This is a genomic window from Curtobacterium sp. UNCCL17 (genome assembly GCF_000686685.1).
In the GTDB taxonomy this organism is placed as follows: Bacteria; Actinomycetota; Actinomycetes; order Actinomycetales; family Microbacteriaceae; genus Curtobacterium; species Curtobacterium flaccumfaciens.
In genome coordinates, this window is record NZ_JMLI01000017.1 from 411,770 (window position 1) to 434,635 (window position 22,866).

21 protein-coding genes and 1 tRNA gene are annotated in these 22,866 nt (G+C 72.7%); 18 read left to right on the forward strand and 4 right to left on the reverse strand.

The window, feature by feature from the left end; all coding sequences use genetic code 11:
- Window positions 1-810 (forward strand): hypothetical protein, encoded by an 810-nt coding sequence (locus tag BR70_RS22020; RefSeq protein WP_027464713.1) that lies wholly within the window; start codon window positions 1-3, stop codon window positions 808-810.
- 197 nt (window positions 811-1,007) lie between these two features.
- Here BR70_RS22020 and BR70_RS0102050 read toward each other — a convergent pair whose 3' ends face one another.
- Window positions 1,008-1,280, reverse strand: a complete 273-nt coding sequence (locus BR70_RS0102050; RefSeq protein WP_027464714.1) for a DUF4031 domain-containing protein — start codon at window positions 1,278-1,280, stop codon at window positions 1,008-1,010.
- A 180-nt stretch (window positions 1,281-1,460) separates the two neighbouring features.
- Between BR70_RS0102050 and rplU the strand changes: the two genes are divergently transcribed.
- The 15 genes from rplU (at window position 1,461) to BR70_RS0102125 (ending at window position 17,677) form a co-directional block, all read left to right on the forward strand.
- Complete coding sequence (gene rplU / locus BR70_RS0102055; protein ID WP_027464715.1) at window positions 1,461-1,769, forward strand: 50S ribosomal protein L21; 309 nt, start codon at window positions 1,461-1,463, stop codon at window positions 1,767-1,769.
- A gap of 12 nt (window positions 1,770-1,781) precedes the next feature.
- Complete coding sequence (rpmA, locus tag BR70_RS0102060) at window positions 1,782-2,033, forward strand: 50S ribosomal protein L27 (protein ID WP_017885976.1); 252 nt, start codon at window positions 1,782-1,784, stop codon at window positions 2,031-2,033.
- Between the two features lie 104 nt (window positions 2,034-2,137).
- Window positions 2,138-3,700: a GTPase ObgE gene (gene obgE / locus BR70_RS0102065; protein ID WP_027464716.1), complete on the forward strand. Its 1,563-nt coding sequence runs from the start codon at window positions 2,138-2,140 to the stop codon at window positions 3,698-3,700.
- 7 nt (window positions 3,701-3,707) lie between these two features.
- Entirely contained in the window at window positions 3,708-4,526 is an 819-nt protein-coding gene (gene proB / locus BR70_RS0102070; protein ID WP_081827189.1) for a glutamate 5-kinase, read from the forward strand.
- A gap of 394 nt (window positions 4,527-4,920) precedes the next feature.
- Window positions 4,921-6,186, forward strand: coding sequence for a glutamate-5-semialdehyde dehydrogenase (locus BR70_RS0102075; protein WP_027464718.1), 1,266 nt, complete (start codon window positions 4,921-4,923; stop codon window positions 6,184-6,186).
- 40 nt (window positions 6,187-6,226) lie between these two features.
- Window positions 6,227-6,427: a hypothetical protein gene (locus tag BR70_RS19085; RefSeq protein ID WP_035807661.1), complete on the forward strand. Its 201-nt coding sequence runs from the start codon at window positions 6,227-6,229 to the stop codon at window positions 6,425-6,427.
- Window positions 6,428-6,438: 11 nt separating this feature from the next.
- Window positions 6,439-7,038 carry a nicotinate-nucleotide adenylyltransferase gene (nadD, locus tag BR70_RS0102085; RefSeq protein WP_027464719.1) on the forward strand — a complete coding sequence of 200 codons (600 nt, stop codon included), beginning with the start codon at window positions 6,439-6,441 and terminating at the stop codon, window positions 7,036-7,038.
- On the forward strand, window positions 7,035-8,495 hold the full coding sequence (locus BR70_RS0102090; RefSeq protein WP_027464720.1) for a hypothetical protein: 1,461 nt from the start codon (window positions 7,035-7,037) through the stop codon (window positions 8,493-8,495). The genes nadD and BR70_RS0102090 overlap by 4 nt, the downstream gene beginning before the upstream one ends.
- Window positions 8,496-8,627: 132 nt before the next feature.
- Window positions 8,628-9,002, forward strand: coding sequence for a ribosome silencing factor (gene rsfS, locus BR70_RS0102095; RefSeq protein ID WP_027464721.1), 375 nt, complete (start codon window positions 8,628-8,630; stop codon window positions 9,000-9,002).
- Between the two features lie 108 nt (window positions 9,003-9,110).
- Window positions 9,111-9,183 (forward strand) — tRNA-Ala (locus BR70_RS0102100).
- Between the two features lie 79 nt (window positions 9,184-9,262).
- Window positions 9,263-10,186, forward strand: coding sequence for an aldose 1-epimerase family protein (locus BR70_RS0102105; RefSeq protein WP_027464722.1), 924 nt, complete (start codon window positions 9,263-9,265; stop codon window positions 10,184-10,186).
- On the forward strand, window positions 10,165-11,682 hold the full coding sequence (locus tag BR70_RS19090; RefSeq protein WP_051596528.1) for an anthranilate synthase component I family protein: 1,518 nt from the start codon (window positions 10,165-10,167) through the stop codon (window positions 11,680-11,682). Before BR70_RS0102105 ends, BR70_RS19090 begins: the two co-directional genes overlap by 22 nt.
- 76 nt (window positions 11,683-11,758) lie before the next feature.
- The gene (locus tag BR70_RS19095; protein WP_181435807.1) at window positions 11,759-12,598 is read left to right on the forward strand and encodes a hypothetical protein; all 840 of its coding nucleotides are present in this window, start codon (window positions 11,759-11,761) and stop codon (window positions 12,596-12,598) included.
- On the forward strand, window positions 12,595-14,223 hold the full coding sequence (locus BR70_RS0102120) for a DNA polymerase Y family protein (protein WP_081827190.1): 1,629 nt from the start codon (window positions 12,595-12,597) through the stop codon (window positions 14,221-14,223). The genes BR70_RS19095 and BR70_RS0102120 overlap by 4 nt, the downstream gene beginning before the upstream one ends.
- A 43-nt stretch (window positions 14,224-14,266) precedes the next feature.
- Window positions 14,267-17,677 carry an error-prone DNA polymerase gene (locus BR70_RS0102125; RefSeq protein WP_027464724.1) on the forward strand — a complete coding sequence of 1,137 codons (3,411 nt, stop codon included), beginning with the start codon at window positions 14,267-14,269 and terminating at the stop codon, window positions 17,675-17,677.
- Between the two features lie 10 nt (window positions 17,678-17,687).
- Here the strand turns inward: BR70_RS0102125 and BR70_RS0102130 are convergent, their stop codons facing one another.
- The gene (locus BR70_RS0102130; protein WP_051596530.1) at window positions 17,688-19,199 is read right to left on the reverse strand and encodes a sensor histidine kinase; all 1,512 of its coding nucleotides are present in this window, start codon (window positions 19,197-19,199) and stop codon (window positions 17,688-17,690) included.
- A complete protein-coding gene (locus tag BR70_RS0102135; RefSeq protein ID WP_017885962.1) occupies window positions 19,196-19,873 on the reverse strand; it encodes a response regulator transcription factor in 678 nt (225 codons plus the stop codon). Before BR70_RS0102135 ends, BR70_RS0102130 begins: the two co-directional genes overlap by 4 nt.
- 195 nt (window positions 19,874-20,068) lie before the next feature.
- On the opposite strand from BR70_RS0102135, the gene BR70_RS0102140 reads away from it, so the two are divergent.
- Window positions 20,069-20,383 (forward strand): hypothetical protein, encoded by a 315-nt coding sequence (locus BR70_RS0102140; protein WP_110864838.1) that lies wholly within the window; start codon window positions 20,069-20,071, stop codon window positions 20,381-20,383.
- A gap of 41 nt (window positions 20,384-20,424) precedes the next feature.
- Here the strand turns inward: BR70_RS0102140 and BR70_RS0102145 are convergent, their stop codons facing one another.
- On the reverse strand, window positions 20,425-21,519 hold the full coding sequence (locus BR70_RS0102145; RefSeq protein WP_027464727.1) for an FUSC family protein: 1,095 nt from the start codon (window positions 21,517-21,519) through the stop codon (window positions 20,425-20,427).
- An 80-nt stretch (window positions 21,520-21,599) separates the two neighbouring features.
- Here BR70_RS0102145 and BR70_RS0102150 point away from each other — a divergent pair, with 80 nt between their 5' ends.
- Complete coding sequence (locus BR70_RS0102150; RefSeq protein WP_027464728.1) at window positions 21,600-22,844, forward strand: phosphotransferase enzyme family protein; 1,245 nt, start codon at window positions 21,600-21,602, stop codon at window positions 22,842-22,844.
- Window positions 22,845-22,866: the final 22 nt, after the last annotated feature.

Below are 22,866 nucleotides of genomic sequence, written 5' to 3' on the forward strand. Positions count from 1 at the left end.
GTGACGAACCCGGGCGACCCGCAGCAGCAGCGTGGGTACTACGGTGCGGGCTGGTCCCAGCCCGCACCGCCCGGCCCGGGTGCCCAGCAGCCCGGTGGCCACGTGCCGCCGCAGCAGGGCGGTGTGCCGCAGTACGGGCGTCAGCCCGGTGCCGGTGCGCCGTACGCCCCGCCGCGGCCGCCCCGTGCCCCGGCAGACCCGCGTCGGGCCTTCGCGCCCGGGGCCTCGGTGACGAACACGGCCGGCGCGCTCATCGCCGTGGTGGCGCTGGTGCTCGTCGAGTTCGTGTCCGGGCTCTTCGGGCTGCTCGGCACCTCGCTCGTGGTCAGTCCGTTCCGGCACTACGGCGCCGGCACGAGCCTGCTCGGCAGCTTCACGACCGGGGTCTTCGTGGCGCCGTTCCCGTACTACGTCGGCGCGTTCCTGGCCCTGGCGTTCCTGACGCCGATCGACCGTCGCAGTCCGCTGCCGAGGCTCCTGCTCCGCGTGGTGCTCGCCGGCGCCGCGGGGACGGTGGCCCTGATGCTCGTGGGGGTCTTCACCGGGTCGCTCGGAGCGACCACCGCAGGCGCCTCCCAGCTCGTCATCGACGTGGTCACGCGGCCGCTGCAGAACGGTCTGCCGTTCACGGTGATGCTCCTGGCGACCGCAACGGCGGCCTGGCTCTGGCTCGGTCGACCGCGCCGCGGACGAGGCCCGTCGACGACCCCGGGCATGCCGGGCACCGTCCGACCCGCCGACGCGGTGCCGCCGTCGACGATCCAGCAGCAGCCCCCGGCGAACCCCTGGGGCGGTCCAGCGCCCCGCTGAGCCCGCCCGCGGCCCCTCGCACGGTGCCAGGCCTCCGCCGACCCGTGCGGGGTTCCGTACTCGGTGCGCCCGTCTCCGCGTCGCACGGAGCACGGAACCTCGCACCGTGCGCGCGGCCCTGCGAGCCGGCGGCGCGCCGTGGGAGGTGCCGCGCGGGGCGGACCCGAACCGGGCCTCCCGGCCGCCCTGACGCGCTGTCAGCGGCTGCGCTTGTCCCGCTGCGCCACGCGCAGCCCACTGCGGATCAACCGCAGCACGAGCTCGCGACCGGTCACCGCCGAGGCGCCCGCGGCCACCAGTTCGTCGTACCGCGAGAGCGGGACGTCGTAGTGGTCGTGGTCGAACGCACGGCGCGGCACACCGGCCCGCGCAGCGAACGCGTGGAGTTCCGCGTAGGATTCATCACTGACGAGGTGCGACCACAGTGTGTCGTGGGCGGGCCACGTCGGTGGGTCGATCAACACGGTCACCGTGCAATCGTACGGGTGTCGCCGTTTGACCGGACCCAGGGTGATCGAGTATTCTCGGTCCCTGGTGTCAGCGGGCCGTTCTGCCTGCGTCGCCGATCGGGCCCGGCCTTCCCGGGAGCCGCTCGTGCAGAAGTGGGCACCCGAGACTTCCCTCAAGCAGAGTTACGTAAGGATTTCCACGTGGTTTACGCAGTAGTGCGCGCCGGCGGCCGTCAGGAGAAGGTCGAGGTCGGCACCATCCTGACCATCGACCGTGCCAAGGCGGACGACAAGGGCAACATCGACCTCGCCCCCGTGCTCCTCGTGGACGGTGACAAGATCACGTCGGCGGCTTCCGAGCTCGCGAACGTGACCGTCACCGCCGAGGTGCTCGACGACCTCCGTGGTCCCAAGGTCATCATCCAGAAGTTCAAGAACAAGACCGGGTACAAGAAGCGCCAGGGTTTCCGCGCTGAGCTGACCCGCGTCAAGATCACCAAGATCGCGTAAGGGAGTCAACTCATGGCACACAAGAAGGGTGCGAGTTCCACTCGCAACGGTCGTGACTCGAACGCACAGCGCCTCGGCGTGAAGCGCTTCGGTGGCGAGGTCGTCAACGCCGGCGAGATCATCGTCCGTCAGCGTGGGACCCACTTCCACCCGGGCGCCAACGTCGGCCGCGGTGGCGACGACACGCTGTTCGCCCTCTCGTCCGGTTCGGTCGAGTTCGGCACCAAGGGTGGCCGCAAGGTCATCAACATCGTCAACGCGTAGTCGTTCGAACGACTGCAGCTGGAGGGGCGGGCCGAGTGCCCGCCCCTCCTTCGCTTTTCCCGCCGACGATCCCGTCGGCACAACGAAACACCAGGAGTGGACCCATGGCGACCTTCGTCGACCGCGTGACCCTGCACCTCAGCGCGGGGCACGGCGGCAACGGCTGCGTGTCGGTCCGCCGTGAGAAGTTCAAGCCCCTCGCCGGGCCCGACGGCGGCAACGGCGGTGACGGCGGTGACATCGTGCTCGTCGCCGACCCGCAGGTGACGACGCTGCTCGGCTACCACCGTTCCCCGCACCGCTCGTCGAAGAACGGGCAGCCCGGCATGGGCGACCACCGCAGCGGTGTCAGCGGCGAGGTCCTCGAACTCCCGATGCCCGTCGGCACCGTGGTGTACGACGAGTCCGGCGAGGTCATCGCGGACCTCACCGAGCCCGGCATGCGCGTCGTCGTGGCCCCCGGTGGACAGGGCGGCCTCGGCAACGCGGCGCTCTCCACCACGAAGCGCAAGGCCCCCGGCTTCGCGCTCCTCGGCACCGAGGGCTGGGCAGGGGACATCAGCCTCGAGCTGAAGACCATCGCCGACGTGGCCCTCGTCGGGTTCCCGAGCGCCGGAAAGTCCTCGCTCATCGCAGCAGTCTCCGCCGCCAAGCCGAAGATCGCGGACTACCCGTTCACGACCCTCACCCCGAACCTCGGTGTCGTCGAGTCCGGTGACACCCGGTTCACCGTCGCCGACGTCCCCGGTTTGATCGAGGGCGCGTCCGAGGGCAAGGGCCTGGGCCTCGAGTTCCTGCGCCACGTCGAGCGGTGCGAGGCGCTCCTCCACGTCATCGACTGCGCCACGCTCGACCCGGGCCGCGACCCGATCAGCGACCTCGACGTCATCCTCGGCGAGCTCGAGCGCTACCCGGTCCCCGAAGGCCAGGTGCCGCTGCTCGAGCGCCCGCAGCTCGTCGCCCTGAACAAGATCGACGTGCCCGAGGCGAAGGAGCTCGCCGAGTTCGTCACCGCCGAGCTCGAGGGCCGCGGCTACCGCGTCTTCCCGATCTCCACGGCGTCCCGCAAGGGGCTCCGTGAGCTGACCTTCGCCCTGGCCGACATCGTCGAGCAGGCCCGCGCCGCCCGTGCGGCCGAGCCCGTGCCGGAGCGCATCGTGCTCCGCCCCCGCTCGGTCAACGAGAAGCCGTTCACCGTGCGCGCCGAGGGCGGCGAGGAGCACCGCTTCTACCGCGTCCGCGGCGCCAAGCCGGAGCGCTGGGTCCAGCAGACCGACTTCACCAACGAAGAGGCGATCGGTTACCTGGCCGACCGGCTCGCGAAGCTCGGCGTCGAGGACGGCCTGTTCAAGGCCGGAGCCGTCGCCGGCTCGACCGTCGTCATCGGTGGCGACGGCGGCATGGTGTTCGACTGGGAGCCCACGCTCACGTCGACCGCGGAGCTCATCACGAGCGCCCGTGGCACCGACGCCCGCATCGGTGCGACCTCGCGTCCGACCCGCAACGAGCGGCGCGAGGAGTACTTCGAGCGGATGGACGCCAAGGCGGCCGCCCGTGCCGAGCTCGAGCAGGAGCGCGTCTCCGGGCTCTGGGTGGACGACGACGTGGTGACCAGCGACCAGCTCGGCACCAGCGAGCAGGTCGAGACCAGCGACCAGAAGGACTGACCACGGCATGACCGACACGACCGCCCGCACCGACCTCGGACCCGTCACCCGGCGCGAGGACATCCCGCGTGCGCGGCGGATCGTGGTCAAGGTCGGCTCGTCCTCGGTCAGCGGTGACGCCGCCGGCCAGATCGGCCCCCTGGTGGACGCCCTGGCCGCCGCCTACGGTCGGGGGACCGAGGTCGTGCTCGTGTCGTCCGGTGCAATCGCGACCGGTTTCCCGTTCCTCGGACTCGAGGGCCGTCCGGACGACCTCGCCACGCAGCAGGCTGCGGCGGCCACCGGGCAGAACGTCCTGATGTTCCGGTACCAGAAGGAACTCGATCGGCACGGCGTCGTCGCGGCGCAGATCCTGCTCACCGCCGGTGACCTGCAGAACCCCACACACCGGGTGAACGCCCAGCGCGCCATCGACCGCTTGCTCGCCCTGCGCGTGCTCCCGATCGTGAACGAGAACGACACCGTCGCCACGCACGAGATCCGTTTCGGCGACAACGACCGGCTCGCGGCCCTGGTGGCCCGGCTGCTCGGGGCCGACGCCCTCGTGCTGCTCTCCGACGTCGAGGCGCTCTACACGGCACCCCCGGAGCAGCCCGGCGCGACCCGCATCGACGAGGTGCCGTTCGGCGACGAGCTGGCCGGGGTCACCTTCGGCTCGATCGGCACCGCCGGCGTCGGCACCGGGGGAGCGGGGACCAAGGTCGCCGCCGCGCGGCTCGCGGCCGAGGCGGGCACCGCGGTGCTCGTGACCGACACGGCGCTGGTCGACCGCGCGTTGGCGGGCGAACACCTCGGCACCTGGTTCCACGCCGCGCCGCGTCGCTGAGACGGGTTGCGCCCGGAGCGGTCACGACTCCCCGTCGGGCGCGGTCGTGTGGTCGGGAACCGTCGGTGTGGTCGGCGCGGAGCGACGATCTGCGACCGTTCGCGTGGTGCGGGACGACGTGTCGTGACCGACCGACGGGGTGGACGCGACCGCCTGGAGGCCCGGTGTGGGTCCCGGGGGCCGGTGGCGGGCCTCCAGGCGGTCACGACTCCCCGTCGGGACGCGGTCGTGTGGTCGGGAACCGTCGGCGCGGGCGTCGCGGAGCGACGATCTGTGACCACTCGGCGAAGGGGGACGACGCGTCGTGACCGGTGGTCGGGCGGACCGGGCCCGGAGGCACGGCGAGTGTCCGGAACGCCCGTCACGAACCGAGGGGCGGACCTACAATCGGTCCATGTCGTCGATCGCGCCCGCCCCGACCCTGACCGACAAGCTCGTGGCCGCTCGGGCCGCCTCGTCGGCGCTCGCGACCGCGACGACCGCCGTCAAGGACGCGGCCCTCGGCGCGATCGCCTCGGCGGTGCGTGCCGCGACCGACGAGATCGTCGCCGCGAACCACGACGACCTCGTCGCCGGCGAGGACGGCGGACTCTCGTCCGGGCTGCTCGACCGGCTGCGACTCGACCCCGGCCGGATCGAAGCCCTCGCCGCCGCGGTCGAGCACGTCGTCGGGCTGACCGACCCCGTGGGGGAGCACGTGCGCGGGTCGCAGCTGCCGAACGGACTCCAGCTCACCCAGGTGCGCGTGCCGTTCGGCGTCGTCGGGGCCATCTACGAGGCACGCCCGAACGTCACCGTCGACATCGCCTCGCTCGCGCTCAAGTCGGGCAACGCCGTCGTGCTCCGTGGCGGATCGGCGGCCCGGCACACGAACGCCGTGCTCGTCGCCCGGATCCAGGACGCGGTCGAGTCGGTCGGCCTGCCCCGCGACCTGGTGCAGACCATCGACGAGTTCGGCCGCTCCGGTGCCACCGAGCTCATGCGCGCACGCGGCTTGGTCGACGTGCTGATCCCGCGGGGGAGCGCCGCGCTCATCCAGACCGTCGTCACCGAGTCGCAGGTGCCCGTCATCGAGACCGGTGCGGGCGTCGTGCACGTGTTCCTCGACGCCTCCGCGCCGGAGCAGCGTGCGGTCGACATCGTCCTGAACAGCAAGGTGCAGCGGCCGAGCGTGTGCAACGCCCTCGAGACCCTCCTGGTGCACGAGGCCGCCGCCGAACGACTCCTGCCGGTGCTGGCCGACCGGCTGCGGGCGTCCGGTGTGACGCTGCGCGGCGACGACGCCACGCGGGCGATCGTGCCCGGGGTGCTCCGCGCCACCGACGACGACTGGGCGACCGAGTCGATGGACCTCGACCTGTCGATCCGCGTCGTGCCCGACGTCGACGCGGCGATGGCGCACATCGCACGGTGGTCGACGCACCACACGGAGTCGATCGTCACGAACGACGTCGACACCGCCGAACGGTTCCTGGCGACCGTCGACTCGGCGGTCGTGATGGTGAACGCGTCGACCCGGTTCACCGACGGCGGCGAGTTCGGTTTCGGGGCCGAGGTCGGCATCTCGACGCAGAAGCTGCACGCGCGCGGTCCGATGGGCCTGCCGGAGCTGACGAGCACGAAGTGGATCGTGCGCGGCTCCGGGCAGATCCGCGGCTAGACTGAACGGCGTCTTTCCCCGACCGAACGGAGCACGAACGATGACCCTCCTCGCAGAAGCTGCTGAGCACGCCTCCGGGGCGCCCGCGTTCGTGTTCCCCATGGTCGGCGCCCTCTTCTTCATCTTCCTCGGCTTCGTGACCTGGAGCTTCCGCGACGTGGCCTACCGCCACTCCCAGAAGTTCGAGGCCACCCGCCACCACGAGACGGGTGTCGACGAGTTCGGCCACACCAAGATCTGACCGACCACTCGATGCTCGAGACCACCGGACGGCCACGCATCGGCGTGATGGGTGGCACGTTCGACCCCATCCACCACGGGCACCTGGTCGCGGCGTCCGAGGTGGCGCGGGCCTTCGACCTCGACGAGGTCGTCTTCGTCCCCACCGGACAGCCGTACATGAAGTCCGACGTCACCGACGCCGAGCACCGGTACCTGATGACCGTGATCGCCACCGCGTCGAACCCGATGTTCACCGTCAGCCGCGTGGACATCGACCGCCCGGGGCCGACGTACACCGTCGACACCCTGCGGGATCTGCACGAACAGCGACCGGATGCCCAGCTCGTCTTCATCTCGGGCGCAGACGCCGTTCAGCAGATCGTCGACTGGAAAGACCATGATGGTCTCTGGGACCTCGCGCACTTCGTGGCCGTGACGCGTCCGGGACACGCCTTGAGCCTCACCGGATTGCCCGAGCGGGACGTAAGCTTGCTCGAAGTCCCTGCACTGGCCATATCCTCGACGGATTGCCGTGACCGGGTTCGACGGGGGTTCCCCGTCTGGTACTTGGTTCCCGACGGTGTCGTCCAGTACATCTCCAAGCACCATCTGTATCGGAGCGTTGCATGAGTTCGTCCGACGCGCAGCCGCCCCTGTCGCGGCGCCAGGCGCGCGAGCGGGAGCGTGCCGCCGCGGCCGGTTCGCAGCCCGCGACGCCGCCCCCGACCGTTGCCGCACCCGCCGCCGAGACCCCCGAGTCCCGCCGCCCCGGGTCGCACGTCGCCCCGGCCCCCGGTGGCCCCGCCCAGTCGTCCGCGCCGGCATCGGCGCAGACCGCTCCGGCGTCTGCCTCGTCCGTCCCGGCGTCGTCACCCGCAGCCGGTGTGCCGCCGTTCCCGCCTGCTTCCGCGACCGAGATCGTCCCCGGCAGCGGTGGGCTCACCCGTCGGCAGATCCGGCAGCTCCGCGCCGCCGAGCGCCAGGCGGTGCAGCCGGTCCCGCTGCAGGACCCCACGCCCCAGTCGTCCGACCGCACCGTCGAGGACGTCCTCGGGTCGGTGGACACGATCGACCCCACCGCCGGGCCGCAGAGTGCTCCGGACGCCGAGGCCACGCACGACGAGCAGCCCGCTGCCCCGACGGTCCTCGACCAGGCCGCGGTCGCCCAGGCCACCGAGGCCGACGGCTCCCCGGACGCGCTCGAGCCCCTCGACGAAGCCGCCGCGCACGCCGAGGAGCCCCGCCGCCACCGGTCGACGTGGTCGCCGCCCGCCGACGTCACCGACTCCGACGCGCCGGCGACCGACGTCCCCGAGTCGGATGCGCCGGTGAACGACGCCCCTGCGGACGAGACGACCGACGTCGCCCCGGCGGACGAGCCGTCCGAGGACGCTCCCGCTCCCGCTGCCGGGTCGCAGCCCACCGTCACGCCGGTGCCGATCCCGACGAACACCGCCGCAGCGACCCCCGCGGTGTTCCCCCTCTCGCTCGACGCCGAGGACGACGACACCAACGAGGTGCCGCTGCCCGAGCCCGCCACCGAAGCTCCGAAGGTCCCCGCCGCGTTCCAGCGTCCGACCGAGCCGAAGCCGGTGACCACCGCCTTCGCGCCGCCCGCCGGCCACTGGTCCCAGCAGGCGCACGACTCGAACGACTCCGAGGTGCACGACGCCGAGACCGGCACCCGTCGCGTCGCGGTGACGAACACGAACGCGATCATCCTGCCGAACTCGGCCCTGGCCGACCCCACCGGCGCCCTGAACGCGACGGGCGAGGTGATCCTGACGGGGTCGATCGACCTGCCGGCATCGCTGTCGTCGACGGGGTCGCACCGGCCGATCGACGGCGCCGAGGTCGACCGCCTGCTCGAGCAGCAGGACGAGCAGCCCGACACCGACGCCAGCCCGGTCCGGGCCAGCCGCGCGGTGTCCAGCCACACCTCGACCCGCCAGGTCGTGCTCGCCGCCGCCAAGCCGAAGGAGTCGCGTACGCCGCTGATCCTCGGTGTCACGGTCGGCGCGGTCGGACTGGCTGCGGCCGGTGTCATCATCACCGCACTGCTCACCACCCACGCGTTCGGCGGCTGACCGCTGCCGTCCCCGACGTCCGTTCTCCACCACCCCGCCGACCCTGGCCTGGCCGCTGTCGGCGGGGTGGCTTATGATCGTGACCCATCAAGCGAACCGGCTGTCCGTCGGTTCGACGACCGGAAGGAATCCGTGACCGCCTCCACTCGCGCACTGGAACTCGTGCAGGCCGCAGCACTCGCGGCCGACGCCAAGCAGGCCGAGGACCTCGTCGCTCTCGACGTGACCGGGCCGTTGCAGCTCACGGACGTGTTCCTGCTCGCAACCGGTCGGAACGAGCGCAACGTGCAGTCCATCGCCGATGCCGTCGAAGAACGCCTCCTCGAGCTCGGTGCCAAGACACTCCGCCGCGAAGGCCGTACCGAGGGCCGCTGGGTCCTCATCGACTTCGGCGAGATCATCGTGCACGTCTTCCACGACGAAGACCGCCAGTACTACTCGCTCGAGCGTCTCTGGGCCGACTGCCCGACGATCCCGCTCGAGCTCCCGGTGGACCACACCGCCTGATCAGCGACGCGCCCGGGTGACGGCTTCGATTTCGTCGCCCGGCGTTCGCATGGTGTACGCTTCTATGGTGCCTCCGGGGAACCGGTTGGTACGAAAGCAGCACGATCTGGGTCTGTGGCGCAGCTGGTAGCGCACCTGCATGGCATGCAGGGGGTCAGGGGTTCGAGTCCCCTCAGATCCACCCTCAACCCCGTCGTTCCTCGGAACGGCGGGGTTTTTCGTGCGCCCGTCAGGCCTCGGCGGCCCGATACGCTGAGCGCATGAGCAACGACGCGCCGCTGTCCGGGTCCCCGCTGACGATCGCCTCCGCCGGGTACACGGCCGACATCGCCACCGTCGGAGCGACACTGCGGACCCTGCGGCACGAGGGCCGAGACCTGGTCGTCCCGTTCGACGCCGACGAGGTCCGCCCGGTCTTCCGCGGTGCCGTCCTGGCCCCGTGGCCGAACCGGATCGTCGACGGCGAGTACTCCTTCGGCGGCGTCGACCACGAGCTCGCCCTCACCGAGCCCGCACGGCACCACGCCCTGCACGGACTCGTCGCGTGGACGGACTTCCGCGTGCAGGAGCAGGCGGACGACCGCGTGGTGCTCGCCACGACCGTGCAGGCGCAGCAGGGCTACCCGTACCGCGTCGAGGTCACCGTGGAGTACCGGCTCGACGCCGAGGGGCTGCACACCACGATCACCGGGACGAACACCGGCGCCGAGGACGCGCCGTGGGGGACCGGCCCGCACCCCTACCTCGTCGCGGGTGCCGGCACCGTCGACGGCTGGACCCTGACGCTCCCCGCCGCCCAGGTGCTCGAGGTGACGCCGGACCGGCTCGTCCCGACCGACCTGGTCCCCGTGCACGACGAGTTCGAACTGCGCACGCCCACGCTGATCGGCGACCGGTTCATCGACCACGCCTTCACCGGCTTCGACCGTGACGCCGCCGGCCTCGCCACCATCGCGGTCACGGCGGCGGACGGTCACGGGGTCCGTGCGACCTTCGGGCCGGAGTGCGGCTGGGCCCAGGTGCACACCGCCGACCACGTGGTCCCCGAGTACCACCGCGCCGGTCTCGCCGTCGAGCCGATGACGTGCGCCCCGGACGCCTTCAACGACGGCGAGGACCGCGGCCTCGTGGTGCTCGCGCCCGGTGCCTCGCACGCCGCCGCATGGACGATCGCCGCGATCTGAGCACCCCCGACCCCGGCGTCCGCGTCGAGGTCCGCCGACTCGACCCGGTCCCCGACCTCGCGGCCCTGGCGGCGCAGGTCGCCGGGGACCTGGTGTGGCTCGACTCCGGCCTGCCCGACGGTGCTCCCGCCACGGCTCGACCCCGGGCGCGGTGGTCCGTGCTGGCGTGGACGGACGGGCCGTTCACCGCCCGGTTCCGGCACCAGGACCGTCGCGCGCACCTGACGGTCGCCCCGCCCGCCCAGGAGTGGTTCGGGCCCGCCCGATCCGAGGAGCGTCCGGCCTTCGCGGTGCTGGCTGACCTGCTCCGACGCACGCCCAGCCTGCCCGAGCCGGTCGTCGGGTGCGGGTTCGCGCTGGGCTGGGTCGGGTTCCTCGGCTACGAGCTCGGCCGCGAGTCCGGCGGCCCGGACCGCACCGCCGACGGGCACGCCGACGCCGACCTGCGGTTCGTCGACCGAGCCGTCGTCGTCGACCACACCGGTGGCGGCTGGGCGCTCGCGCTCGTCGCCGACGCGGAACCGGTGGCCAGCGCGCGGAACCGCGCGTGGCTCGAAGAGATGCCCACCCCCGCGACGTCGGTCGGCGTCGTGGACGCGGCCACGGGCCTCCCGGCCGGGGTGTCCACGGCGACCGGACGCGTGACGCGTGCTGCCTACGAGCGGGCGGTCGACGTGTGCCGCGCGGAGATCCGCGAGGGGAACGCGTTCCAGGTCTGCCTCACCACCGCCTTCGCGGTCGGACAGGAGGCCCGTGGCGGCCCCGGTGCGGACCCGCACCTGGACGAGTACCTGCGGATGCGGGCGTCCGACCCCGTCCCGTTCGGCGCGTTCCTGCGGCTCGGCCCGCTGCGCGTGGCGAGCCGGTCACCGGAGCGGTTCCTGCGGATCGACGCGGCCGGAGCGGTGCTCGCGGAGCCGATCAAGGGCACGCGGCGGCGGCTCGCCGACGCGGTGGCGGACGCAGCCGCGCGGGATGACCTGGCGGCGAGCCCGAAGGACCGCGCCGAGAACGTGATGATCGTCGACCTGCTGCGGAACGACCTGCTGCGGACCGCGGTGCCGGGGTCGGTGCACGTCGAGCGGCTGTGCGCCGTCGAGACGTACGCCAGCGTGCACCAGCTGGTCTCGACGATCGGGGCGGTGCTGCCGCCGGGGACGTCGCGGGCCGACGTGGTGCACGCGGCGTTCCCGCCGGGGTCGATGACCGGGGCGCCGAAGAGCAGTGCCACGGCGATCGCGGACCGGCTCGAGGGGGCGCCGCGCGGTGTGTACTCGGGCGCGATCGGGTACTTCTCGGCGAGCGGGGCGGTCGACCTGTCGGTGGCGATCCGTAGCCTCGTGACCGTGCTCGACGAGTCGGGAGCGGTGCGCTCCCGGACCCTCGGAGCCGGGGGAGCGGTGACCTGGTCGTCGGTGCCCGCGGACGAGGCGGACGAGGTCGAGACCAAGACACGGTCGGTGCTCGGCGGAGTCGGGTCGGTCGCCAGCTGGTGAGCTGACGCCCTGATCCGAACACGTGTTCGATCAGGACTGTCCACGGATGTCGGACGCGATTGACATCATCGAACACATGTTCGAATATGAGGGCATGCAGACGGCGGCGGCACTCCGGTCGCCCACCCCGGACCGGGGCGGGCGGAGCGGTGCTGCACGCGGTGGCAGCGGTGCGGGCGGTGGCGGTGCGCGCCGTGGGCCGGACCACCTGAGCGATGCCCGGGCCGCGCTCGACCGCATCACGTCCCTGCGGTCCCGGGTGGCCGACATGGAGTCCACGCGGGTCGACACCGCCGGGCTCCCCACGGCCCCGGCACTCGAACCCCTGCTGCCCGGTGGCGCGATCCGGGTCGGTGGCACCTACGCCGTCCCCGAGTCGGTGCTGCTCGCGATCACGATGCTGCAGGCGGCCTCGGCGGCCGGGGCGTGGTGTGCGGTCGTCGGGGTGCCGTCCTTCGGGATCGAAGCCGCCGCCGCCGCGGGGATCGACCTCGAACGACTCGTGCTCGTCCCCGATCCCGGTGACCAGTGGCTCGCCGTGACGGCGGCGATGGCCGACGTCGCCCAGATCGTCCTCACCCGACCGCTCGGCCGGGTCGTGCCGGGCGACGTTGCACGGCTGTCGGCTCGGCTGCGACAGCGCGGCGGCGCGCTCGTCGCGCTCGGCTCCTGGCCCGGGGCGGACGTCACGCTGCGGGTCACATCCTCGACGTGGAGCGGCATCGGTCAGGGCCACGGCCACCTGACGGAGCGCCGGGCCACCGTGACCGCGACCGGGCGAGCCGGCGCGGTGCGTCCGGCGACCGCCGAGCTGCTCCTGCCCGCGGCCGACGGTGCGGTCCGGGCCGCCACACCGGTGCCGACGGTGGGCTCCGGGGACACCCGGGTGCTGCGGCCCGTGGCGGTGGCGTCGTGATCGCCTCCGGGCGCGTCCGGACCGACGCGATCACGCGTGGGGCGGCACTGCCCGAACCACCCCCGACCCGGACGATCGTGCTCTGGTGCCCGGACTGGCCGGTCATCGCGGCGGCTCGGGCCGGTGGCACCCCGCCGGAGCAACCCCTCGCCCTGACCGCGAAGGGGCTCGTGTTCGCGAGCTCCGCGTCCGCGCGTGAGCAGGGTGTCGTGCGGGGGCTCCGCGTGCGTGAGGCGCAGGCACGGTGCCCCGAGCTCCTCGTGCAGCCCTACGACGACGCCCTCGACCACCGCGCCTTCGAGCCCGTCATCCGTGCGGTCGAGGCGGCGGTCCCCGGGGTCGAGGTGCTGCGGCCGGGCACCCTCGCGCTCCGCGCCCGCGGCCCGGCCCGGTACTACGGCGGTGAGCGCGCGGCGGCGGCGACCCTTGCCGGCATCGCGGCCGACCACGGCGCCCCCGCGGTGCGGGCCGGGGTGGCCGACACCCCGTTCGCGGCGGACCAGGCCGCCCGGGCCCGTCCGGTGCGTCCCGGTGAACGGGTGCGGCTCGTGCCCGTCGGGGGATCGGCGGACTTCCTCGCGCACCTGCCGCTCGGTGTGCTCGGCGACCCCGACCTCACGACGGTGCTCGACCGGCTCGGCATCACCACGCTCGGCGACTTCGCGGCACTCGGCGACGAACAGGTGCGGGACCGCTTCGGCGTGGCCGGGGCGTTCCTGCACCGGTTGGCCGGGGGCCGTGACCCCCGCGAGATCGCGGCGCGGGAGATCCCGCCGGAACTCCGGGTCGAGGCGTCGTTCGAACCCCCGCTGGACCGCGCCGACCAGATCGCGTTCGCGTTCCGGCGTTCCGCCGACGACTTCGCCGAGCGACTCCGGGCCGCGGGGCTCGTGGCGACGACCATCCGTGTGGGGATCGTCGACGAGCGCGACATCCTGCTCGAACGGACCTGGGCGCACCCGCGCTGGTTCGACGCTGCCGACGTGGTCGACCGGGTGCGGTGGCAGCTCGCCGGCGGGGTGGACCCCAGCGGGCTCGAGGCGCCGGTCACCTCGGTCGTGCTCGAGCCGGTCGCCGTCGACGACATGGCGAACCACGAGCGCGGGCTGTGGGGCTCCGGCCCGGACGAGCGCGTGCACCACGGCCTCGCCCGGATCCAGGGCATGGTCGGCCACGACGGTGTGGTGAGCCCGCGCATCGGTGGAGGCCGCACCCTGTCCGAGCGCGTGGTGCTCGTGCCGTGGGGCGACGCACCCGCCGGCGGTGAGCGAGCCCTGGCGACCGTGCGCGACCGTCCGTGGCCCGGCAAGCTGCCCGGCCCGCCCCCCGCCACCGTGCTCGAGCGCCCCCGACCGGTCGACGTCGTCGCCGTCGGTGGTGCCAGTGTCGACGTCGACGAGCGCGGCGTGCTGTCCGGCGCACCCGAACGGTTCCGTGCCGAGGGCGACCGGGGCGGCGGCTTCTCGGCCGTGACGGCCTGGGCGGGCCCGTGGCCGCTCGTCGTCCGGTGGTGGGAGTCCGGTGGTCGACGCCTGCACCGGCTGCAGCTCGTCGACGCCGAGGGGCGTGCCTGGTACCTGGTGCTGGCGGACCACCGCTGGTGGGCCGAGGCGATCGCGACGTGACCCCGACCACCACCACCACCACCACCGACAGGAGCGTGACCTGATGGGCTACAGCAACCCACCCATCCCGTGGTCGCAGTTCGAGCGCGCGCTGTCCGACAAGCGGAGCCCGGGCACGGCGCACGACGGCGACGGCGGCGACAGCCCCGCGTGGTCGCGGAAGCGCGAGCCGTACGTCCCGTCACCGCTCGACACCGACGGCGGGCCCGTGGTGCCGTACGCCGAACTGCACGCGCACTCGGCCTTCAGCTTCCTCGACGGCGCCAGTCAGCCCGAGCACCTGTTCGAAGAAGCTGCTCGGCTCCGACTGCACGCCCTCGCGCTCACCGACCACGACGGCTTCTACGGGGCCGCCCGGATGGCCGAGGTCGCCGAGTCGTACCCGCAGGTCGGCACCGTGTTCGGCACCGAGCTGTCCCTGGGGCTGACCGAACCGCAGAACGGTGTGCCCGACCCCGAGGGCTCGCACCTGCTCCTGCTCGCCGACGGTCAGGACGGCTACCACCGGCTCGCCGGCGCGGTGACGAGCGCACACCTGGCAGCCGGGTCCGAGAAGGGCAGCCCGCAGTACGACCTCGACGACCTCGCCGCGCGGGCGGACGGGCACTGGCGGGTCCTCACCGGGTGCCGGAAGGGCTCCGTGCGGCAGGCCCTCGAGCAGGGTGGCGAGTCCGCCGCCGAGACCGCGCTCCGGGTGCTGCTCGACCGGTTCGGCAGCCGCAACGTCGTCGTGGAGCTGCTCGACCACGGCGACCCGCTCGACAGCGCCCGCAACGACGCCCTGGCCGCCCTCGCCGCGAAGCACGCGCTGCCCCTGGTCGCCACCGGCAACGTGCACTACGCCACCCCCGACCGGTTCCCGGTGGCGACCGCGCTCGCGGCGGTGCGTGCCCGCCGCAGCCTCGACGAGATCGACGGCTGGCTCCCGGCAGCCGACACCGCCCACCTGCGCTCCGGCGCCGAGATGGCCAGACGGTTCGGGCGCTACCCCGGCGCGATCGAGCGGACCGTGGAACTCGCCGACGAGCTCGGGTTCCGGCTGAAGACCGTGCAGCCCGGGTTGCCCGACCTCGACGTCCCGGACGGACACACCGCGATGTCGTGGCTCCGCGAGCTCACATGGACGGGTGCCCGGCGGTTCTACCCCGGCAGCGCCGACGGTGTCGACCCCCGCAAGCGGGAGCGCATCGAGCGGGAGCTGTCCGTGATCGAGGAGAAGAACTTCCCGGGGTACTTCCTGATCGTGCGCGACATGGTGCAGTACGCCCGCGGTCGGGGCATCCTCTGCCAGGGGCGTGGCTCGGCGGCGAACTCGGCGGTCTGCTACCTGCTCGAGATCACCGCGGTGGACTCGATCCGGTACGGATTGCCGTTCGAGCGGTTCCTGTCGGCGATGCGCGACGAGGAACCCGACATCGACGTCGACTTCGACTCGGACCGCCGCGAAGAGGTGATCCAGTACGTGTACGCCAAGTACGGTCGGCACAACGCCGCCCAGGTCGCGAACGTCATCACCTACCGGCCCAAGGGTGCGGTGCGTGACATGGCGAAGGCGCTCGGCCACAGCCCCGGGCAGCAGGACGCCTGGTCGAAGCAGGTCGAGCGGTGGGGTTCGGTGACCGAGAGCCAGGACCACGACATCCCGCCGGCGGTCGTCGGGCTCGCGAGCGACGTCCTCGGGTTCCCGCGGCACCTCGGCATCCACTCCGGCGGCATGGTGCTGACCGACCGCCCGGTGGGCGAGGTCGTGCCGATCGAGCACGCCCGGATGGACGGCCGCACCGTGCTGCAGTGGGACAAGGACGACTGCGCCTACATGGGGCTCGTGAAGTTCGACATGCTCGGGCTCGGCATGCTCGCGGCCCTGCAGTACTCGTTCGACCTGGCGGCAGAGCACTGCGGGGAGCGCTGGGAGATGCACTCCATCCCGAAGGAAGAACAGGGGGTGTACGACCAGCTGTGCCGCGCAGACACGATCGGGGTGTTCCAGGTGGAGTCCCGCGCGCAGATGGGCACCCTGCCCCGACTGCTCCCGCGGCGGTTCTACGACCTGGTGATCGAGGTCGCACTCGTCCGACCCGGGCCGATCCAGGGCGGCGCGGTGCACCCCTACATCCGCCGGCGCACGGGCGAGGAACCGATCACCTACATGCACCCGGCGCTCGAACCCGTGCTCGAACGCACCCTCGGGGTCCCGCTGTTCCAGGAACAGCTCATGCAGATGGCGATCGCGGTCGGCAACTGCTCCGGTGACGACGCCGACCTGCTGCGACGAGCGATGGGGTCGAAGCGCGGGCACGAGAAGATCGACCGGCTGCGCGACAAGCTCTACACGGGGATGGCGGACAACGGCATCCACGGTGCGGACGCCGACGCCATCTACGCGAAGATCCAGGCCTTCGCGAACTTCGGCTTCGCGGAGAGCCACTCGATCAGCTTCGCCCTCATCGTCTACGCGAGCGCGTGGATGCGACTGCACTACCCGGGGGCGTTCCTGGCGGCCCTGCTCCGGGCGCAGCCGATGGGGTTCTACTCACCGCAGACCCTGGTCGCCGACGCCCGACGGCACGGCGTCCGCGTGCTGCGACCGGACATCCTGCGGTCCGGGGTCGACGCCACGCTCGAACCGCTGCCGGACGGGGATGCCCCTGCCGGTGACGACGCGTGCCTGGCCACCGAGCAGCCCCCGGTGCTGCCCTTCGACAAGGCGCTCCCCGACGACACCGCGAGCCACCGACGCGACGGTGCCTTCGCCGTCCGGCTCGGGCTCGCCGAGGTCGCGTCCCTCAGCCGGAAGAGCGCCGAGAAGATCGTCGCGGAGCGGGACGCGAACGGCCCCTTCCGCGACATGTCGGACCTGGCCCGACGGGTCGGGCTCACCACGCCGCAGCTCGAGGCACTCGCCGCTGCCGATGCCTTCGCCCCCTTCGACATCGACCGCCGCGGTGCGATGTGGTCGGCTGCCCAGGCGGCCGCCGAGCGCCCGGACCAGTTGCCGGACACGCAGGTGTTCGTGCAGCCGCCGCTGTTCGGGCAGATGACGAGCGGGGACGTGCTCATCGCCGACATGTGGTCGACGGGCATGACGACTGACGACCACCCCGTCCGACACGTGCGCGACCGCCTCGCCGCCCGCCGGGTGCTCAGCGTGCAGGACACCGCGACCGCCGAGACCGGACGACGGGTCGAGGTCGGCGGGATCGTGACGCACCGGCAGCGTCCGGCGACGGCCTCCGGCATCACCTTCCTGAACGTCGAGGACGAGACCGGGCTGGTCAACATCATCTGCAGTGTCGGGGTCTGGGGGCGCTTCCGCCGGGTGGCGCGGGAGTCCCCGGCGGTGATCGTCCGGGGCATCCTCGAGCGCTCACCCGACGGCGTCGTCAACCTGGTGGCGGACCGCATCGAGCACCTGTCGCTGTCCGTCCGCACCCGCTCGCGGGACTTCCAGTGAGCGGTCGTGCTCAGCGCACCTCGGGCAGGCGGATCGTGACCTCGAGTCCACCGGCGGGCACGTTGCGGAGGGACGCCGTGCCTCCCGCCCGTTCCGCCACCGCACGCACGATCGCGAGTCCCAGCCCGGAGCCGCCGGGCAGGGCACCGACACCGGTCGACGGGTCCGGGTTCGGGCGGGACGTCCGGGCCTCGTCCGGACGCGTGAAGCGGTCGAACGCCACGGGGATGAAGGACTCGGGCACGCCGGGGCCGTCGTCGGTGATCTGCAGGACGCCTTCGCCGCCGGTGCTCCGCCAGGACACGAAGATGCCGCCGCCACGGGGGAGTGCGGCCACGGCGTTGCCAGCGATGTTCGTGACGAGCTGGGCCATCCCGCCGGTGTCGATCCGGTACCGCGGTTCGACGGTGCCGCCGCCGATGCCCGGGCCGGAACCGCCGACGGCGACGGGCGGCTCGAGGTCGAAGTCGACCGTGACGTCCTTCGCCGAGGCGATGAGCCGGACACGGTCGACCGCGGCCATCACCTCGTCGCCGAGGTCCGACCACGCGGTCTCGGGTCGCCGGTCGCCGTCCTGTTCACGCCGCTCGGACTCCTCGATCCGCGACAGCGCGAGCAGGTCGTTCGCCAGCCGCGACAACCGCGCGACGCTGTGCTTGGCGCGTTCGATGTGGGCGGCGAGGGCGGCGGCGTCGTTCCCGTCGAGCGAGGCGAGGTCGAGCTGGGTCGTCAGGATCGCCAGGGGTGTCCGGAGCTCGTGGCTGGCGTCCGACACCATCTGGCGTTCGCGCTCGGTCGCCTGCCGAGTCCGGGCGAGGAAGGCGTTGAGCGTGGTCGCCAGGGACGCCAGCTCGTCCTGTGCGGGGCCCACCGGCAGTTCGGCACGCTCCGGGGCGACGGAGAGCCGTTCGGCCTCGCGGCGCATCCGGTTCACCGGGCGCAGCGCGGTGGTCGCGAGCACCCAGGACGCCACGCCGAAGGCGAGCAGGATCGCCAGGCCGGTCAACGACAGGGTCGTCGTGAGGTCGTCGACGACGATGGCCTCGGCCTGCGAGTTGCGGGCGGCCACGACGGTCCAGCGGCCGGCCTCGTTGACGGGGTGCTCCACCACGACGCGGTACTCCGAGCCGGAGACGGTGATGATCGAGGTACCGGCAGGGGTGGACCGCAGACTGCCGAGCGCCTGCTCGACACGGTCGGGCATCGTCGACAGCACGATCTCGCCGGACGGGGACACGACGGCGACGAGCTGCGCGTTGCCCGGCGGCGACAGGTCGGGGTCGCTGTCGACCTCGAGCGTGGCGACGTAGGGGTCGGCGTCGGCATCGAGCAGGGTGCGCGTCGCACTCGCGACGACGCTCACCACCTGGAACCGCATCACGAGGACGAGCAGCAGGATGACGATCGCGGCGATCGCCGTCGAGCCGATCGTGATCCGGGCACGCAGGGACAGCAGACGCAGCGGCCGGATCGGACCGCCGCGTCGGCGGTCCGATCGTGGGGCGTCGTCGGCCCCGTTCACGCCCCGAGCAGATCCAGGCGGTACCCGCGACCGCGGACCGTGGCGATGGCGACGGTGGCCTCGTGCGCGGTGAGCTTCTTGCGGAGGTACGAGATGTACTGCTCGACCACGTTCGGGTCGACGTGCTGCGAACCGTCCCAGACCTCTTCGAGGATCTTCGGGCGGTCGACGACACTGCCGGCGGAGCGGGCGAGCAGTCGGAGCAGGGCGAACTCGGTGGGGCTCACGGCGACGCGCTGCCCCTTGATCGAGATGCGGCGGGCCTCGGAGTCGATCGACACGTCCCCGACCTCGATCGTGCGGGGAGCCCCGGCGGACTCGCGACGGCCGAGCGCACGCAGCCGGGCGGTGAGCTCGGCGAAGGCGAAGGGCTTGGTGAGGTAGTCGTCCGCGCCGGCGTCGAGCCCGAACACACGGTCGTCGACGGCGTCGCGCGCGGTCACGAGCAGGATCCGCACAGGGTCCTCGCGCTCACGGATCCGCCGCGCGAGCTCGAAGCCGGACATGCCGGGCATCATCACGTCCACGACCGCCAGGTCGAACGCCTGCTCGCCGAGGGCGATGAGCGCCTCGACACCGTTCTCGACGGCCGTGACCCGGTACCCCTCGGCCGCGAGTCCGCGTTCCATCAGGGCACGCATCTCGTCGTCGTCCTCGACCACCAACAGCCGCATAGTGGACCTCCTCGGACCCATCGTGGCATCGAACCGGCGCGGAGGGCCGTTCTTCGAGTCCGACTCGCTGAATCTCGTCACAGGACAGAGCAGAACGGTCTGTCCCACGTTCTAGGGACGTGAGCGCCGCTTGCTTCGTTGCTAGGCTCCGGCAGCGGACAGCGCGACCCGATGCGCCGCCCGCACTGGGGGATCATGAACGACTCGATCGACCACCCGGCCATCGTGCGCCTGCGCGCCGAACTGGACGCCGCGTGGAAGGGCATCGGCGCGCTCGCGCAGCTGGAGGACGCTCCGCGCGACCGCGTGGTCGCGGAGCTGCGGACGGCCGTGCCGGACGTGGCGAGCCGTGCTGCACGCGAGGTCGGCACCGAGGCCGTCGTCGCGGAGATCAGCCGGTACGCCGACGCCGGCATCCCGGGTGCGACCGCGACCGACGTCGTCCCGACCGCGGTGATCTGGTCCGACGTCGTCCGGACGGCGTCGGAAGCGGCCTGCGCTGCGCGCTGAAGCGGACCGAGCTGCCTGCGCAGCGCGCTGAAGCGGACCGACTAGTCGTCCTCGCCGAGCAGCTCGCCACGCACCCGTCGGATGTCCTCGAGCAGTGCCCCGATGAGCACCCAGTGCCGGGAGTTCGGCCGCACCACCTCGAGCGGCGCGGTGAGCGCCGGCTCCGAGGCCTCCGCCCACGGCTCGACGTCCGGTCCGAAGGCGGCGGCGTCCGTCCGGCCGACCCCGTCCACCGGGTCGAGCCGTGTCGATTCGACCCGCGCACTGAGCGCGCGGACGTCCGCACCGATCCGTGCCACCTCGGTCGCGATGCCGTGCACCACCGGGTCGTCCCGCAGGTCCGGTGCGGTGTTGTCGCGGATCGCCCGGGTCATCCCGGTGACCCGGGTCACCAGGACGCGCAGGTGGTCGGTGGTCACCACGTCGCGGTCGAGGATCGTCCGGTGCCGGCCGCCGCGCGGGTTCATCGTCAGGGACTCGCGGGCCGACCCCAGGGACGCCTCGGCCTTGGCGTGCTGCTGCCGCAGTGCCCGGGCGGCGACGAGCGCCTCGTCCCATCGCTCGCGGTCCCACCCTTCGGTCAGGCCGATCGCGATCCGCTCGAACGCCACCGCGGTGTCACGGGCGAGCCGGGCGACGGCGAGGTGTGCCGGTTCGAGCAGCACGGGCGGCACGATGAGCGCGTTCACGACCAGGGCCACGATCGCACCGATCACGGTCTCGAGGATCCGGTCGGCGGAGTAGTTCGGCGTCACGACCCCGGCGGTGAGCACGAGCATCCCGCTGATCCCGACCTGGGTGGCCGACGTCGGGGTGAGCCGGAGCGCCCAGGCGATGAGGATCGCGAGCACGATGACGAGCAGCACGACGAACACGCCGTCGCCGAGCAGCAGGTGGAACCCGGTGGCCAGCACGACGCCGATCACGACGCCCGCGCTCCGCTCGAGCCCCTTCACGAACGACTGGTTGATGCTCGGCTGCACCACGAGCAGGGCAGCGATCGCCGCGAAGGTGGGGAACGGCCCCTGGATGACCAGGCGGCAGAGGAGCACGGCGGCGACCACCGCGACGGCGGTCTTCACGACCTGCAGGAACGGCGTGCGACTGGAGCTGCGGAGGCGCGCGACCGGGTTCACACCGACCACGGTAGCCACCGGCCGCGCGCCGAGCCGTGCACGAACGCGACGAAACCCGCGCGACACGGTTGACTGATGTCGTGTGGCCCAACCATGAGCGCGTCATCCCGCAGGCCTTCGCCGGCTCCGGGACCTCCGTGGTGGCCGCGCGGGCGCATTCCGTCGAGCCCTCGGGCAACGGCTACCTGTACGGCTACGAGGTCGACACGGTGGACCGCAACGGCCAGCGCGCCACGGTCCTGACCTACGTCGACACCGGCGGCACCCACGACCAGAACAGCGCGATCGTCACCGATCCGGCGACGGGCGAACCGGTGTCGGTGTGGGCGTACCCGAACGACCCCGGCCTGCCGGTGCTGCCGCAGGTCACCTACCGCGACGCCGTCGCCGAGCTGCTGACCACGCTCGGCATGCCCGTCACCGACCCGGTGCTCACCGTGGCGGCGTACCGGCCCGGTAAGCGCGCGGTCGTGCGCGTCGAGGCCCCCGAGCGCACCCTGTTCCTGAAGATCGTCCGTCCGCACCGGGTCGCACCGATCGTGCAGTCGCACGAGCAGTTCGTCGCGGCCGGTCTGCCCGTGCCGCGTGTGCTGTCCAGCCGTGGCGACGGCCTGCTCGTGCTCGAGCGCATCCGTGGCGTGCCCGCCGGCAGCCGCATCCTCGACATCTCCGACGACCCCCGCTTCGTGGCGTCGCTCGCCGCGCTGAGCGGCCGGGTCGCCACCGTCCCGATGACCCAGCAGGCGCGCGCCGACGCGATGGACCACGCCGACTGGCACCGACGCACGCTCATCGCCGCCCTGCCGCGCGACGCCGAGGAGATCGACCGCCTGTACGACGCCATCGGCCGCCGCTCCATCGGCTGGTCGAGCTCGACCAAGCAGGTCGTGCACGGCGACCTGCACCTGGAGCAGGTGTTCGTCGACGAGGACGAGCCGTGGCGCATCTCCGGGCTGCTCGACATCGACACCGCGGGCTGGGGCTTCCCCGTCCGTGACGTCGGCGCCGTCGTCGCCCACCTCGTGGTCACCGGGCTCTGGCACCGGTCCCGCGGGGACGCCGAGCGCGGCGCCGCCGCCGAGCGTCTCGCCGACGCGATCGCCCGCGACTGGGTCGCGCGCAACCCGCGCGAGGCGGACCGCATCGGACCGGCCATCGGCGCCCAGCTGCTCGCCCACGCCGGCGGCCAGGCGACCACCGGCTCCGCCAACGGGATCCAGACCGCCCAGCAGCTCCTCGCCGCGACGCAGGCCGCCCTGGCGGACGCGGCCCCGAGCCTCCCGACCGGTGGTTCGACCCGCCCGCGGTCCGCACCGCAGGTCTGAGACGCGACCGAGGAACGGACGG

Excerpts from the sequence above, each read along its gene's own strand:
- BR70_RS19090 (WP_051596528.1), top strand. The coding sequence starts at position 10,165 with ATGGACGATCGCCGCGATCTGAGCACCCCCGACCCCGGCGTCCGCGTC.
- BR70_RS0102125 (WP_027464724.1), top strand. The coding sequence starts at position 14,267 with ATGGGCTACAGCAACCCACCCATCCCGTGGTCGCAGTTCGAGCGCGCG.
- nadD (WP_027464719.1), top strand. The coding sequence starts at position 6,439 with ATGCTCGAGACCACCGGACGGCCACGCATCGGCGTGATGGGTGGCACG.
- BR70_RS0102105 (WP_027464722.1), top strand. The coding sequence starts at position 9,263 with ATGAGCAACGACGCGCCGCTGTCCGGGTCCCCGCTGACGATCGCCTCC.
- obgE (WP_027464716.1), top strand. The coding sequence starts at position 2,138 with ATGGCGACCTTCGTCGACCGCGTGACCCTGCACCTCAGCGCGGGGCAC.
- BR70_RS19085 (WP_035807661.1), top strand. The coding sequence starts at position 6,227 with ATGACCCTCCTCGCAGAAGCTGCTGAGCACGCCTCCGGGGCGCCCGCG.
- rpmA (WP_017885976.1), top strand. The coding sequence starts at position 1,782 with ATGGCACACAAGAAGGGTGCGAGTTCCACTCGCAACGGTCGTGACTCG.
- BR70_RS0102090 (WP_027464720.1), top strand. The coding sequence starts at position 7,035 with ATGAGTTCGTCCGACGCGCAGCCGCCCCTGTCGCGGCGCCAGGCGCGC.
- BR70_RS0102135 (WP_017885962.1), bottom strand. The coding sequence starts at position 19,873 with ATGCGGCTGTTGGTGGTCGAGGACGACGACGAGATGCGTGCCCTGATG.
- proB (WP_081827189.1), top strand. The coding sequence starts at position 3,708 with ATGACCGACACGACCGCCCGCACCGACCTCGGACCCGTCACCCGGCGC.
- BR70_RS19095 (WP_181435807.1), top strand. The coding sequence starts at position 11,759 with ATGTTCGAATATGAGGGCATGCAGACGGCGGCGGCACTCCGGTCGCCC.
- BR70_RS0102075 (WP_027464718.1), top strand. The coding sequence starts at position 4,921 with ATGTCGTCGATCGCGCCCGCCCCGACCCTGACCGACAAGCTCGTGGCC.
- BR70_RS0102140 (WP_110864838.1), top strand. The coding sequence starts at position 20,069 with ATGAACGACTCGATCGACCACCCGGCCATCGTGCGCCTGCGCGCCGAA.